Origin of the sequence: Thalassospira xianhensis MCCC 1A02616, from assembly GCF_003326475.1 — a bacterium.
Classification (GTDB): domain Bacteria; phylum Pseudomonadota; class Alphaproteobacteria; order Rhodospirillales; family Thalassospiraceae; genus Thalassospira; species Thalassospira xianhensis.
In genome coordinates this window covers 1-14399 of sequence record NZ_JPWA01000046.1, presented here as the reverse complement: position 1 = coordinate 14399, position 14399 = coordinate 1, and the positions used below count along the sequence as shown (strand labels likewise).

The 14399-nt window shown below is 56.9% G+C and carries 13 protein-coding genes; 11 read left to right on the top strand and 2 right to left on the bottom strand.

Annotated elements, in window-relative coordinates:
* The first annotated feature begins 53 nt into the window (after window positions 1-53).
* From TH5_RS22815 to queG, 9 genes are all read left to right on the top strand, one after another.
* Window positions 54-1583, top strand: coding sequence for an inorganic phosphate transporter (locus TH5_RS22815; RefSeq protein WP_114123811.1), 1530 nt, complete (start codon window positions 54-56; stop codon window positions 1581-1583).
* 261 nt (window positions 1584-1844) lie between these two features.
* The gene (locus TH5_RS22810) at window positions 1845-2390 is read left to right on the top strand and encodes a queuosine precursor transporter (protein WP_114123826.1); all 546 of its coding nucleotides are present in this window, start codon (window positions 1845-1847) and stop codon (window positions 2388-2390) included.
* A gap of 103 nt (window positions 2391-2493) precedes the next feature.
* Window positions 2494-3543: a tRNA preQ1(34) S-adenosylmethionine ribosyltransferase-isomerase QueA gene (gene queA, locus TH5_RS22805; protein ID WP_114123810.1), complete on the top strand. Its 1050-nt coding sequence runs from the start codon at window positions 2494-2496 to the stop codon at window positions 3541-3543.
* Window positions 3543-4685: a tRNA guanosine(34) transglycosylase Tgt gene (gene tgt / locus TH5_RS22800; protein WP_114123809.1), complete on the top strand. Its 1143-nt coding sequence runs from the start codon at window positions 3543-3545 to the stop codon at window positions 4683-4685. The genes queA and tgt overlap by 1 nt, the downstream gene beginning before the upstream one ends.
* Window positions 4686-4689: 4 nt before the next feature.
* Window positions 4690-5157, top strand: coding sequence for a preQ(1) synthase (gene queF, locus TH5_RS22795; RefSeq protein ID WP_062958438.1), 468 nt, complete (start codon window positions 4690-4692; stop codon window positions 5155-5157).
* A 200-nt stretch (window positions 5158-5357) separates the two neighbouring features.
* Window positions 5358-5882, top strand: coding sequence for an RNA polymerase sigma factor (locus tag TH5_RS22790; protein ID WP_114123825.1), 525 nt, complete (start codon window positions 5358-5360; stop codon window positions 5880-5882).
* A gap of 97 nt (window positions 5883-5979) precedes the next feature.
* Window positions 5980-7032, top strand: coding sequence for a FecR family protein (locus TH5_RS22785; protein ID WP_114123808.1), 1053 nt, complete (start codon window positions 5980-5982; stop codon window positions 7030-7032).
* Between the two features lie 168 nt (window positions 7033-7200).
* Window positions 7201-9678 (top strand): TonB-dependent siderophore receptor, encoded by a 2478-nt coding sequence (locus tag TH5_RS22780; RefSeq protein WP_114123807.1) that lies wholly within the window; start codon window positions 7201-7203, stop codon window positions 9676-9678.
* A 112-nt stretch (window positions 9679-9790) separates the two neighbouring features.
* Entirely contained in the window at window positions 9791-10945 is a 1155-nt protein-coding gene (queG, locus tag TH5_RS22775; protein ID WP_114123806.1) for a tRNA epoxyqueuosine(34) reductase QueG, read from the top strand.
* Window positions 10946-10947: 2 nt separating this feature from the next.
* Here queG and TH5_RS22770 read toward each other — a convergent pair whose 3' ends face one another.
* Window positions 10948-11724: a phosphodiesterase gene (locus tag TH5_RS22770; protein WP_114123805.1), complete on the bottom strand. Its 777-nt coding sequence runs from the start codon at window positions 11722-11724 to the stop codon at window positions 10948-10950.
* 78 nt (window positions 11725-11802) lie between these two features.
* Here TH5_RS22770 and TH5_RS22765 point away from each other — a divergent pair, with 78 nt between their 5' ends.
* Window positions 11803-12075, top strand: a complete 273-nt coding sequence (locus TH5_RS22765) for a ribbon-helix-helix domain-containing protein (RefSeq protein ID WP_114123804.1) — start codon at window positions 11803-11805, stop codon at window positions 12073-12075.
* Window positions 12076-14001 (top strand): asparagine synthase (glutamine-hydrolyzing), encoded by a 1926-nt coding sequence (gene asnB / locus TH5_RS22760; protein ID WP_114123803.1) that lies wholly within the window; start codon window positions 12076-12078, stop codon window positions 13999-14001. It begins immediately after the preceding gene.
* On the opposite strand, the gene TH5_RS22755 is transcribed toward asnB, so the two are convergent.
* The coding region (locus TH5_RS22755) for an Hpt domain-containing protein (RefSeq protein ID WP_147250171.1) at window positions 13972-14399 on the bottom strand (428 nt) is incomplete at its 5' end. The genes asnB and TH5_RS22755 overlap by 30 nt on opposite strands.

The window sequence follows — 14399 nt, the reverse complement described above, 5'->3', positions numbered from 1 at the left end:
GGTTTGCTTCGACATGATCCGCGCGTCGATTCCCTTTTTAGTAACGGTTGATCATGGTCGCAAAGAAAACCGCTCTGGATAAGGATCTCAAATGGCAGCGCCGCATGGATGCGGGTGCCGGTGAGACTGCCTCCCTGAGTGCGAAGCTCGGACTTGCGCTTGTCTTTCTTTTGGCGTGCAGCGCGTTTGTCGCCTTTCACATGGGTGGCCTGCCGCAAAGTGGATTTCTGATCGCCGCCGCAGTGATCGGCGGTTACATGGCACTGAATATCGGTGCAAATGATGTGGCCAACAATGTTGGCCCCGCTGTTGGTTCAAAGGCGCTGACCATGGTTGGCGCCCTTTTGATTGCAGCCGTGTTCGAGGCGGCCGGGGCGATTATCGCCGGTGGCGATGTTGTTGGCACGATCAAGAACGGCATTATCGACCCGACGCAGATGCCCGACGCGCAGACCTTTGTCTGGGCGATGATGGCGGCCCTTCTGGCGGCGGCCCTTTGGCTGAACCTTGCCACATGGCTTGGCGCGCCGGTTTCGACCACCCATTCCATCGTTGGTGGCGTGATGGGGGCCGGTATGGCAGCCGTCGGTATTGATGCCGTCAATTGGCCGACCATGGGAACGATTGCCGCAAGCTGGGTGATTTCACCGGTTCTGGGCGGGGTGATTGCCGCCGGGTTCCTTGCCTTTATCAAGTTCAGAATTCTTTATACCGACAACCGTGTCGAAGCGGCCCGCAAATGGGTGCCGATCCTGGTTGGTGTGATGGTATCGGCCTTCACCATGTATCTGATGATGAAGGGGATATCGAAGGTCTGGAAAACCGAGACCTGGCAGGTTGTTGTAATTGGCATTGGCGCGTTTTTCGTGACTGTTTTGCCGGTGCGCAAGGTGGTCCTGCGGGCATCGCGCAGCATGACCGGGCGGCGCAAGGAAATCGCATCGTTGTTTCGCATTCCGCTGATCGTGTCGGCCGCCCTTCTGTCGTTCGCGCATGGGTCAAACGATGTGGCGAATGCCATTGGTCCGCTAGCCGCCATTGTTTCGGGTGTTGATAGCGGCGAGATCGTCACATCGGCTCCGATCCCGATCTGGGTGATGGTGATCGGTGCGATTGGCATTTCGGCGGGGCTGATCCTGTTCGGGCCGAAACTGATCAAGACGGTCGGATCGAAGATCACCAAGCTTGATCCGATCCGGGCCTATACCGTGGCGCTTTCGGCGGCTTTGACGGTGATTGTGGCGTCCGCGCTGGGGCTTCCGGTCAGTTCGACCCATATCGCGGTCGGTGCGGTGTTTGGTGTCGGTTTCCTGCGTGAAACGCTGAGCCATCGTCGCCGGGTTGACAATGCGCCGATGCTGGTTGGCGAAGATGCCGAAACCGACGAACAGAAACAGCATATCGAAGCCCTGCGTCAGCTTGACCCGGCACAGGCCGAAAAGGCCGAGAAGAAACTGCGCAAGCGGTTGCTGGTGCGTCGGCGTTATGCGGTGACGATTGCGACCGCTTGGGTGATCACGGTTCCGGCCGGGGCGTTCCTTGGCGCGTTGCTGTTTTTCACCATTCGCGGGATCATGCTTTAATTCCGCCGGAATTAAGCGCAGAATTGACGTTTCGCGGCACGGTGCTCCTCCTTTTCCCCGGAGCAGCTTGTGGCGATCTGCAGCGGCGGTCAGGCTTTGTCTGGCCGCCGTTTTTCCTTGACGCTTGGGGCCTCCAAGCGTAATTACCGCGACATAATTTGAATCAAACCCGTGCCGAATCGTCGCCCAATCAAAGTGGGCCGCGAGATTTCTTATGCGTGCGTTCTGCTTTTGGTCAGGATTTTGGTTAAGGAAAAAACGATGAAAGCCATCATTATTGGCGTTCTGGCAATGGCCGTGACGGTTGTTGCATCGAACATTCTGGTTGAATATCCGCTGCCGGGCGTTTTGGCCGACTGGCTGACTTATGGGGCGTTTACCTATCCGGTCGCGTTTCTGGTTACCGATCTGACCAACCGCGCACGCGGGGCGGCGGCAGCACGCCTTGTCGTTCTGGCCGGTTTTGCGATTGCGGTTGTCCTGTCGCTGATCGTGGCGGATACGCGCATTGCGATTGCATCGGGCACGGCGTTCCTGATTGCGCAGATGCTTGACGTGACGGTGTTTGACAAGCTGCGCCGGGCGACCTGGTGGAAGGCACCGCTGATCTCATCGGGGATCGGGTCGGCGGTGGATACCGCGCTGTTCTTTTCCATTGCGTTTGTTGGCACCGGGCTTCCTTGGCAGACATGGGCGATGGGCGATTTCACCGCCAAGGTGATCATGGCGCTGACCTGTCTGGCGCCGTTCCGTTTGCTGATGACGATCATTACCCCGCGGATGAATGCCGAGCCGGTGCAAGGTTGATGCAGGGCTGATATTCCGACGCGATGCCTTGAGGTTTTGCAAAGGGGGGCGGTATAAAGCGCCCCTCTGATTTTTTCTGATAATTGCAGGTTTTGTTTTTCCGATGAAAGTCGATCTGTTCGATTTCGATCTGCCGCGTGAGTGTATTGCCGAACATCCGGCCAATCCGCGTGACAGTGCCCGTATGCTTGATCTGACGGGCGGGGAAACGCACGACCGCATCGTTCGCGAACTGCCCGATATCCTGCAGCCCGGCGACCTTCTGATTTCCAATGATACGCGCGTGATCCCGGCCCGCCTGTTTGGCAAGCGCGGGGATGCAGGCATTGAAGTGACCCTGCACAAGCAGGAAGGTCTTGCACAATGGCGCGCCTTTGCCAAACCGGCCAAGAAGCTGCGCGTTGGCGAAACCTTCAGGGTCGCCGATGATTTCGAAGCCGAAGTCATGGAAAAGAAAGACGGCGGCGAGGTGTTGCTGCGGTTTAACGTTGCCGGTGCCGATCTGATTGCAGCCCTTGAAAAATATGGCGTGATGCCGTTGCCGCCCTATATCCGGCGCGACAAGGGCGGGGATGATCAGGACCGATCAGATTATCAGACGATTTTCGCCCAGCATGATGGTGCGGTGGCCGCCCCCACGGCGGGTTTGCACTTTACCCCGGAATTGCTGGCAGCAATTGATGCCCGCGGTATCGAGCGCCGCACGATCACGCTTCATGTCGGGGCGGGTACGTTTTTGCCGGTCAAGGTCGATGATACCGACGATCACAAAATGCATGCCGAATGGGGCAGCATATCGCCCGAGATCGCGAACCTGATCAACGAAGCGCGCGCCAAGGGCGGGCGGGTGATTGCGGTGGGCACCACGTCGCTTCGGCTGCTTGAAAGTGCGGCGCGTGAAGACGGGGTGGTTGAACCGTTCGAGAACGAAACCGACATCTTTATCACGCCGGGCTATAAATTCCGGGCGGTTGATATGCTGCTGACCAACTTCCATCTGCCGCGGTCGACGCTTTTCATGCTGGTATCGGCCTTTGCCGGGTTTGATCGCATGAAAGCGGCCTATGGCCACGCGATTGAAAACAGATACCGTTTCTATTCCTATGGCGATTGCAGCCTGCTTGAATGCGCCAGCAAGATTGAAAAAAGCTGATGACTGAATTCCGTTATGAACTTCTGGCGACCGACGGCAAGGCCCGTCTTGGCCGCATTCATACCGCCCACGGCGTGATCGATACCCCGGCCTTCATGCCGGTTGGCACGGCCGCCACGGTCAAGGGCATGCTGCCGGAAAACGTTGCCGATACCGGCGCGCAAATCCTTTTGGGCAATACATATCACCTGATGCTGCGCCCCGGTGCGGAACGCATTGCACGCCTTGGCGGTTTGCACAAGTTCATGAATTGGGACAAGCCGATCCTGACCGATAGCGGCGGGTATCAGGTGATGTCACTGTCCAAGCTGCGCAAGATTACCGAAGATGGTGTTACGTTCAAAAGCCATATCGACGGGCGCAAATTTGCGCTGTCGCCGGAACGGTCGATGGAAATCCAGCATCTGCTGGGATCGACCATCACCATGGCGTTTGACGAATGCACCCCGTTCCCGGCGACCGAGCAGCAGGCCGCAGAGTCCATGCGCATGTCGATGCGTTGGGCAAAACGGTCCAAGGATGCGTTTGTCGAACGCGAAGGCTACGCGCTTTATGGCATTCAGCAGGGCAGTGTTTTTGAAAACCTGCGGCGCGAAAGTTCCGAAAAACTGGCCGAGCTTGACCTTCCGGGGCATTCGGTGGGCGGTCTTGCGGTTGGCGAGGGCCAGCAGATCATGTTCGATACACTTGATTTCTGTGTCGATATGCTGCCGGCCAACAAGCCCCGTTACCTGATGGGGGTTGGCAAGCCATCTGACCTTGTCGGTGCGGTGATGCGCGGGATTGATCAGTTCGATTGCGTTTTGCCGACCCGTTCGGGCCGCAATGCGCAGGCCTTTACCCATCGCGGGACGCTGAACCTTAAAAACGGCCGTCATCGCGATGATGACCGTCCGCTTGACGATCAGTGCAATTGCCCGGCCTGCACGAAATATTCGCGCGCCTATCTGCATCACCTGATCAAGGCGGGCGAGATTTTGGGGGCGGTTCTGCTGACGTGGCATAACCTTGCCTATTATCAGGACCTGATGCGCGGCATGCGGGACGCCATTGCCCAGCGCCGCATGGAACAGTTCGCCCGTGATTTTTATGCAGGCCAAGAAGGCGGGGATATTGATCCCGTGCCGATCATCGAGGATTAATCACATGGCTGATCAAACCATTTACGACAACCTGACCATGCTGGGCGGTACCACCGAACAGCCCGCCAGCCCGGATGAAGCGGTTCTTGAACGGGTGCAGAACCCGCAGGCGGGAACCGATTATTGTGTTCGGTTTGTCGCACCGGAATTCACATCGCTTTGCCCGATTACCGGTCAGCCGGATTTTGCGCATCTGGTGATTGATTATGTGCCGGGTGACTGGTTGGTGGAAAGCAAGTCGCTGAAGCTGTTTCTGACGTCGTTTCGCAATCATGGCTCGTTCCACGAGGATTGCACGGTCAAGGTCGGCAAACGGATTGCCGATATGATTGATCCGAAATGGCTGCGCATTGGTGGCTACTGGTATCCGCGCGGCGGCATTCCGATTGACGTGTTTTACCAGACCGGCCCGGCCCCCGAAGGGGTGTGGATCCCCGATCAGGGTGTGGCGCCCTATCGCGGACGTGGCTAATAGCCAGGTCTGCCGGAATTGCTGCGAAATCAAAGGCTGCTATCGGGAAACCGGTGGCAGCCTTTTGTTTTGGGGGTACCGGTATGTATAGTTATTAACAATGCGAATTATTCTCATTGTTTTGTGTTATGGTTCTTGCTAATACACGGGCGGAACAGGGGAACCTGTATCATTTGGCAACGGCATGTTTGGGCAAGACCATGGCGCGCAACAGCGCATCGGTTCTGATCGCAAGCTTTCAGGAAAATTACGAACAGCTTTTCCGGTTTCTGACCCGAAAGCTGGGCGGGGATCATGAACGCGCAGCCGATGTCGTGCAGGATACCTATGTGCGGCTTGCCGATACACCCGATCAGTGCGACGTGATCGACAATCCGCGTGCCTATATCTATCGGGTTGCCGGGAACCTTGCGATTGACGGGATCAGGCGGGAAAAACGCATCATTGCCCATCACGACATGGACGAGGATACCGATGCGATCCACGATCCCAAACCCGGCCCGGAAAACATCGTGCTGGATCGCGAACAGATTTTACTGCTTGATAAAGCTTTGGAAAAACTGCCAGAAAAGCCGCGCATGGCGTTGCTGATGTTTCGGGTTGATGGTTTGTCGCACAGTGAAATTGCCAAGCGTCTTGGCGTGTCAAACAGCATGGTCGCGAAATATATCGTGCGCGCCCTGCAACATTGCCGCGACGAGCTTTTGCGCGAGGGCAAAAAATAATGACGAAAATCATTGTGGATTTGCCCGTTCCCAAACGTCTTAACAGTAAGGGGCCCGCAACCGGGGCCGGACAGAACCATTTTCGGGGTATCGGGTTTTGAAGACCGGGTTATCGGATCAGCAACCAGCCAGCAGGCCATTGACCGCCGATCTTGGCGATCAGGCGATTGAATGGCTGGTGATGCTGCAATCGGGCGATGCCACGTCGCGCGATCGTGCGGCCTTTGCCGACTGGTGCGCGCAAAGCCCGGATCATGCCCGCGCCGCGGCCGAGGCACGAAGCCTTTTTGCCGCCATCGGTCAAACCGAAGTCGCGCAGCAATGGCAGGAAAGTCCTGATATCCAGAACGAGATCGTCAGTTTCCAGTCACCCGCGCCGAAGGCCGCCCCGACCCGCAGGCAACCGGCACGAGAAAGGGTATTTCTGCCCCGACAGGGGCGCCTTGCCATTGCGGGGGCGATGGTCTGCGCCTTGATGCTGGCGGTGTTTGGCGGGTTGGAAGCAACCGGGCCGATCGCGCGCTGGACATCGGATTACAGTACGGCCATCGGGCAGCAGCGAGTGGTGACGCTTGCCGATGGGTCGGTCGCGCATATGAATACCGCATCGGCCTTTTCCGTTGATTTTTCCGGTCCGCGCCGCGAAATCCACCTTGAAGCGGGCGAGGTGATTTTTGACGTGGCGAAGGATGCAAGCCATCCGTTCGTCGTTTCCGCCAATGGGGGGGCGGCACGCGCGGTTGGCACGGTTTACGGGGTTCGGCTTGACGGTGACGCGGCGAATGTCACCGTGCGCGAAGGCATTGTCGAAGTCACCAGTGGCGATCGTGAACCGGTGCGGATCACCGTCGGGCAGCAGGTGCGTTATGATGGCAATGGCGGGCTGAAAAAGATCACGGATGCCGATCTTGCTGCCTATGGCAGCTGGCAGCGCGGCAAGCTGATTTTCAACCAGCGAACCCTTTCGGATGTGATGGCGGAACTGGAACGCTATCAGCCGGGCAGGATCGTTGTGGCGCGTGATGCGTTACGCGACCTTAGGGTTACCGGCGTGTTTGAAACGACGGACCCTGATGCGGTTTTTGCCTCGATCGAGCAAACCACATCCGCCCGCATTACCCGTTTGCCATTGCTTACGATCATTTACTGATCCTTCTGGCCAAGGTCACGGGTTTCCTGGCTTTTTTCCCGATCTGAAAATTTTTTGAATTTCTTACTGCAAATCACGTCATGCGGTTTCGTCTCAGAATTAACAGCGAATGATTTCGGTTCTTAATTTCATTCGCAACGGGGATTTTTTGACGAAAAGGCTTATGGAATGAATACAAACGTTTGTGTGGTCCGGCAAAAGGCAGCGGTCGGCTGGAAACGCCGTCTTGCGGTAACCACGGTTATTTCCGGCATCACAGCCATCGCACCGTTTCATGCGATGGCCGCCGATATTGTGCCATCGCGGGACAATGCCGAAATCGCACAGGCGAGCGTGATTGATTTCAACATACCGGCACAGGACCTTGACCGGGCCCTGACCAGCCTTGCTGATCAGGCAGGTGTGCGTCTGTTCTTCCCGTCCGGCGGGATTTCCGGGGTTCAGGCATCCGCCGTTCAGGGGGAAATGACGGTTGATCAGGCCTTGGGTCAGCTTCTGAGCGGGACGGGGTATACCTGGCGCTTTACCGAGGATAATACCGTCACGATCGAACAGATTGCTGCCAATGGTGAAACGGTGCTTGATCCGGTGCGGGTCGAAGCCAATGCGATCACCGAAACGGCCGATGGTCCGGTGGACGGGTATGTCGCGACCCGATCGCTTGCGGCGACCAAAACCGGCACACCGATCCTTGAAACACCGCAAAGCATTAGTGTGGTGACCAAGGAGCAGATGGAAGATCAGGGATCGCAAACGGTGATGCAGGCGATGCGCTATACCCCCGGTGCCTTTACCGGTCAGGTCGGTGCATCAAACCGGTACGATTACATTATCCTGCGTGGTCTGGTGGATCGCAGCATCGACAATATCTATCTTGATGGCCTGAAAACCATGAGCGATGATTCGACCTATAGCTCGATGCAGATCGATCCCTATTTCGTCGAACGTGCCGATGTGGTCAAAGGCCCGGCATCGGTGCTTTATGGTCGCAGTTCGCCCGGCGGCCTTGTCGCACTATCAAGCAAGAAGCCGCAATTCGAACAGCAGGGTGAGGTCGAACTTTCCTATGGCAGCCGCAATCAGCGCGGGGTCGGTTTTGACTTTACCGGTCCGCTGGACGAGGCGGGGAAACTTGCCTATCGCGTTGTCGGTAAGGCTGATGCATCCGATACCCAGTTCGAGGGCACCGAAGAAGAACGTTATGCCATTGCCCCGTCACTGACAGCGAATATCAGCGATGATACACGCCTGACACTGTCGGGTTATTTCCAGAAAGACCCGGAAGGCGGCACCCATAATGGCCTGCCGTCCGAAGGCACGCATTTCCCGCGTAACGGCCAGTACATTTCGAACACTTTCTTTGACGGTGATCCGGCATTGGAAAGTTACGAGCGCACCCAGAATATGGTTGGTTACGAGTTTGAACATGATTTCGACGATACTTGGACGGTGCGCCAGAACTTCCGCTTCCTTGATGCCGATGTGCATCTTGACCAGATCTACCAGACTGGCTGGAGCGGTACGTCCAACGAACTGACCCGTACCTATGGCGGCGGGGATGAAAGCCTTCGGGCCTTTACGGTGGATAACCAGGCAGAAGCCAATTTTGCCACCGGTGGCGTTGATCATACCGTCGTGATGGGCTTTGATTATCAGGACCGCAAAAGCGAAAATGAATGGCTGTTTACCGGGGCATCGAACATCGATGCATTCAATCCGGTCTATGGCAGCCCCGGAGTTGCTTTGGGAACAATCACCAACAGCAACAGCCGGTCCCTCGAACAGGCAGGGCTTTATGCCGAGGATCAGCTGGCCTATGAAAACTGGCGTTTCTCGCTGGGTCTTCGGCAGGATTGGCTGGAAACCAGCAACCTGAACCGTTTGACCAATGTTGAACAGGGCGAAGACCGCAGCAAGCTGACCAAACGTGCCGGGGTTCTTTATCTGTTTGATAACGGCATCGCGCCCTATTTCAATTATTCGGAATCCTTCAATCCCAGCCTGTCGAGTGACGCATCGGGCAAGCCGCTGGAACCGACCGAAGGTACGCAGTATGAAGTCGGCATAAAGTTCCAGCCCGACGGCAGCAAAACGATGCTGAGTGCGGCGGCATTCCATATCGAACAGGAAAACGTTGCGGTTTATAACAACCTGACGACGGCGTGGGAGCCAGTTGGAACGATTGAATCCCAGGGCATCGAACTTGAGGCGCGGACCGAACTGACCAACAATCTTAGCGTGCTGGCCGGTTACACTTATACCGACGCGTCCTTTGATGCACCGGGGTCGGTCAAGGATGGCAATCGTCCGCAGCAGGTACCCGAACATATGGTGTCGCTTTGGGGGCATTACCGCTTTGATCAGGGGGCGCTTGACGGGCTCGGCATCGGGGCGGGTATCCGCTATGTCGGTGAAACTGCCGCCAACGAGGCCAACACCCTTATGGTTCCGGACTACACGCTGGTTGATGTCGTGCTGAACTATGATCTGGCACAGGTTGGCATGAACAATGCCGATTTCCGGCTGAATGTGAACAACCTGATGGACGAGGAATATGTCGCATCCTGTTTGATCACTCAGTGGTCGGATAACTGCTACTATGGCGAGGAACGCACAATTCTGGCGACACTGCGCTATCGTTTCTGATTGCGTCTGATTTCGATTTAAAGGCTGCAGCCATGTGCTGCGGCCTTTTGCGTTTCGGTGACAAACCTATATAAGGCAGCACAGAGAGAGAAAACGACCCAGATGTTTTGCCATGACGGTTGCCGCTGCGATCACCCTTGAAAGCCTTCAGGCCAAAGCCCGTGAAATCGGCTTTGATGTGTGTGGCGTGGCGCGCCCGCAGATTGACGAACGCAATCAGGTGCGGTTGGATGAATTTGTTGCCGCCGCCGAGTATGGCACCATGGACTGGATGAATGATCCGGAACGGTTGCCGCGCCGTCGCGATCCGAAAATGCTGTGGCCGGACGTCAAATCCGTCATTGTTCTGGGTTCCAACTATGGGCCGGCGGAAAATCCGCTGACGCTTCTGGATCATCCCGACCGGGCGATGATTTCGGTCTATGCCAAAAACCGCGACTATCACGACCTGATCAAAAAGCGCCTGAAACAGCTTGCGCGCTGGATGATTGAACAGGCGCAGAAATCCGGGGCAGGTGGCGAACAGGTCAAGGTGTTTGTCGATACCGCTCCGGTGCTGGAAAAACCGTTGGGGCAGTCGGCCGGGATCGGCTGGCAGGGGAAACATACCAATCTTGTGTCGCGCGACTATGGTAGCTGGCTGTTTCTGGGCGAAGTGTTCACGACCCTGGAATTTGATCTGGCGGAGCCTGAAATCGATCATTGCGGGTCCTGTTCAAAATGTCTTTCGGCTTGTCCGACCGATGCGTTTCCGGGCCCCTATAAACTGGATGCGCGCAAATGCATTTCGTATCTGACGATCGAACATGACGGCTTGATCCCGCCACAGTTTCGACGCGCAATGGGCAACCGGATTTATGGCTGTGACGATTGTCTGGCAGTGTGCCCATGGAACAAGTTTGCCAGCCGGACGCAGGAAATGGCCTTTATCCCGCGCGCCGAACTGACCGCGCCGAGACTTGCCGATTTCCTTGATCTTGATGATGAGACATTTCGCAGTTTCTTTACCGGGTCGCCGATCAAACGGATCGGACGGGCGAAGTTTTTGCGTAATGTTCTGACGGCGGTGGGCAATAGTGGGGCGGTCAATCTTGTGCCGCGTGTCGAGAGCCTTTTGACAGACGAAAGCCCGCTTGTACGCGGAGCGGCGGTCTGGGCGTTGTCGCAATTGATGGATGACGACAGGTTTGATGCCCTGCGATCCCGTCATGAACGCATGGAAAGCGATCCGGTGGTGCTGGCGGAATGGGCGCGCCCCGCGCCGTGATCCTAGTCGAACTGTACCGTTTCATAATGATAGCGGACATTGCCCGACGGATCGGTGAGCACGATACCGAACATCGGCTTTAAGGGCGCGCGTTCAACCAGTTCCTCTTCCTTTTCATGGCGCATGTCGAACGGCTCGCCCTTCTGGCTGCTGCCGCCGACATTGAACGGAATACCCTGCCAGATGCCATTGCTTGGCCGATGCAGGTGGCCAAGGAAGATGTGTTTGATCTGTGGGTTGTCTTTGAGGATGGCGGCTAGTTCGACGTCTGCATCCATCCGGATCGAATCAAGAAACGGCAGGCCCATATCAAGCGGTGGGTGATGCATGAACAGGAAGGTTGGCAGGTCGCGATGGTTGGCAAGTTCACGTTTCAGCCAGTCAAACCGGGCGTCGCACAATGTACCGTGATGGGCATCGGGCACGATGGTATCAAGCATCACAAACCGGATGCCGCCGATTGTCTGACCGTGATTAATAAAGCCGTTTTCATCGCTTGGCGTCTCGGGAAAGGCGGCGAGCATCGGTTCGCGGATATCGTGGTTGCCCGGGATGATGATGAACGGCATGGCAAGGGTCGCGAAGAGTTCGACCGCGTGGTCATATTGTTCGGGGCGGCCATGATGGGTGATGTCGCCGGTAATCACGCAAATTTCGGCATCGGCATGATATTCGTTGATCTCGGCAATGACGGCACGCAGTGTTTCACCCGCATGCGGCGGACGCGAAAGATCATCACGGGCCAGCAGATGCGTATCTGAAAGATGTATGAATTTCATAGTGATGCCTTATCATGATCGGGTGACGCCACCGGCATGATGATCGACTTGCCGAGGATTGGGAAGATATACAGGCCGATGAGTAGCGACGTTCGCAAAAGATCTGTGACAATTGCCGGACACCGGACGAGTTTCTCGCTTGAAGATGCGTTCTGGTCCGAACTTCAGGGCATCGCCACACGGCGCGACATGGCGATTGCCGAACTGGTGGCCGAAGTTGACGAAGGCCGGGACGGCAACCTTTCAAGCGCCTTGCGGCTTTATGTGCTGGCGGATTTGCAGGAGCGGCTGGGGCGGGATCGTGATCCTGATATGTTATCGGGTCACGAAGAAACACCGGAAGATCAATAAATGTGTGGATTGGTAGGGGAGACTGGGAGTGGGGAGCAACCAGGTGTTCACGCAGCCCTTCGTGCGCTCGCCCATCGGGGACCTGATGATGAAGGGTGCTGGTTTGATCCTGCCGGTGCGGTAACGCTTGGCGTGCGCCGGTTGATCACGACCGATCCGGGTAAGGCGGCGAACCAACCGCTGATTTCGCGCGATGGACGGTTTGTCCTGGCGTTTAATGGTTATATCGCGGGGCATCGACGGTTGATTTCCGGACTGCGCGACCACGGGCAGCAGGTTGAAAGCGATAGCGACGCCGCACTATTCCTGGCGGTTCTTGGCAATGCCCTGCGTGTTGGCGGTGATCCTGCCAACGCGCTTTGTGGTTTTTCCGGGCAGTATGCCTTTGCCCTTTGGGATCGTGACACATGCAGGCTTTGGCTTGGGCGTGATCCGGTCGGCATAAAACCGCTTTATTTTTCGGAATATGGCAGCGGAAATGTGGCTTTTGCGTCCGAGATTGCCGCCCTGCGATGCATCGTGCCGTCTGCGCCGGATCGGGATGTTTCCCCGCATTATCTTGCGCATCTGTTTGTACCTGCACCCGAGACCGGCTTTGCCGATATCCGGCAGTTAAGGCCGGGGGAGCTGATGTGCTGGCAGGGTGGAAGCCTTGAAAGCCGAATGATCCGGGTGGCTCCTTGCCACCGATCTGTCGGCGATAACACAATTGCCGAACTAAGGCAGGCTATTCGGCAGTCCGTCGCGGATGCCATGGATGCTGATCGCGAAGTCGGAACACTTTTGTCCGGCGGGGTCGATAGCGGGGCGATTGCCGCGATGGCATCAGACGTTGCGCGCGAACGCGGGCAAAAGCCGCCACCGGGGTTTGTCATGCAATTTGGCAATGCCGAAAGGGATGAAACGCCGCGGGCGCGGCTTTTGGCAAAGCATCTGGGGATGGAGTTGCATATTGTTGCGGCACCTGACAGGCCAGAGGAAATTCTGGCGCATTTGAATGATGGTCTGAGGGGATTTGGGGCGCCCTTTGGCAATCCGTCTGTTGTTTTGATGCAGGCGCTTGGTGCAGCGGTATCAAGGCATGTGCCGATCTGCTTGGCGGGGGATGGCGGGGATGAGCTTTTTGGCGGTTATCCACGCTATCGGGCGGCTGCGATGTTGCGATACTGGCATCATGTACCGGACGTTATCCGCAGTCTGATCGCCGGACGTATTGCCGATGTCTTGCCACGCGGAATGGCCAGATTTGTTCGGGGCGGGCAGGGGCGTTCGGCAGACGCGTTTGATCACTGGAATGATCGTTGCGCGTTGGTCGAACTTGGTGCGCGGTTATCGGTGCCCGCGGATTTGCCCGGTGATTTGTGCGACCGGATGATGGCGTTTGACCGACGGGTGACATTGCCGGGCAATCAGCTTGCCATGTCGGATAGATGCGGCATGGCGTACGGGCTTGAATATCGGGTGCCGTTGCTTGGTCATGAGGTGATGGCAATTGCCAAAAGCGTCTCGCCACGGGTGCATCTGCGGGGTGGGGGCAAGTCGCTGTTGCGTGCAGCTATCGCACCGATGATGCCCGACGGCTACCTGTCCGCGGCCAAGATCGGGTTTAATCCGCCCGTCGCGGAATGGCTTGTGAAAATCGGCAGGTTGCTGTGGGGGAGTGACGGACGAGTTATTGCCGAACTGTTTGGTGATTTGCCGCTGACGGTTGCGCAACGGCATCTCTACTGGCATCGGGCGGTGCGGGGTAGGGAACCCGATGAGGCGCTAAGTCTTTGGGCGTTGCTGGTCTGGCGGGTATGGCAGATGCACCAATTGTTCCAAGAGCAAACGCCAGACAGAGATGCCGTAATCAATCACAGGAAGGCATCTTCTGTTTGCGGTACGAGCAGCCGGTCAGGCGTTGGGACTGCCCCAGCCGCGTGAACGGCGATAAAGATTAAGCGCGGTCAGGGCCGTCGGGGCCAGTTGCACGACCTGGCGTGACAGGGCGAGGATGCGGCCTTCGTCGATATCGTCTTCTTCAAAGAAATTCTGCGTCGTTTCGCAAAGGTCGGAAAGCTGGCGCAGGCCAAAGGTGCCCGAGGTGCTTTTAAGCACATGGACCTCGTCACGCACGGTTGCGAGATCGTCGCTGGAAAGGGCGTTATCGATCTTGACCAGTCGGGTTTCGGTTTCATTGATGAAAAGATCAATGCCGCAAGACGCCCCTTCGTCCCCGGCATCGGCATAAAGCTGTTCCAGCGTGCGGATATCCAGAACCGGGCTTGAAGGCGGATCAAGGCGTTCCGGGCGACTTAGGCGCGCGCCCCTGGAGCGCAGCA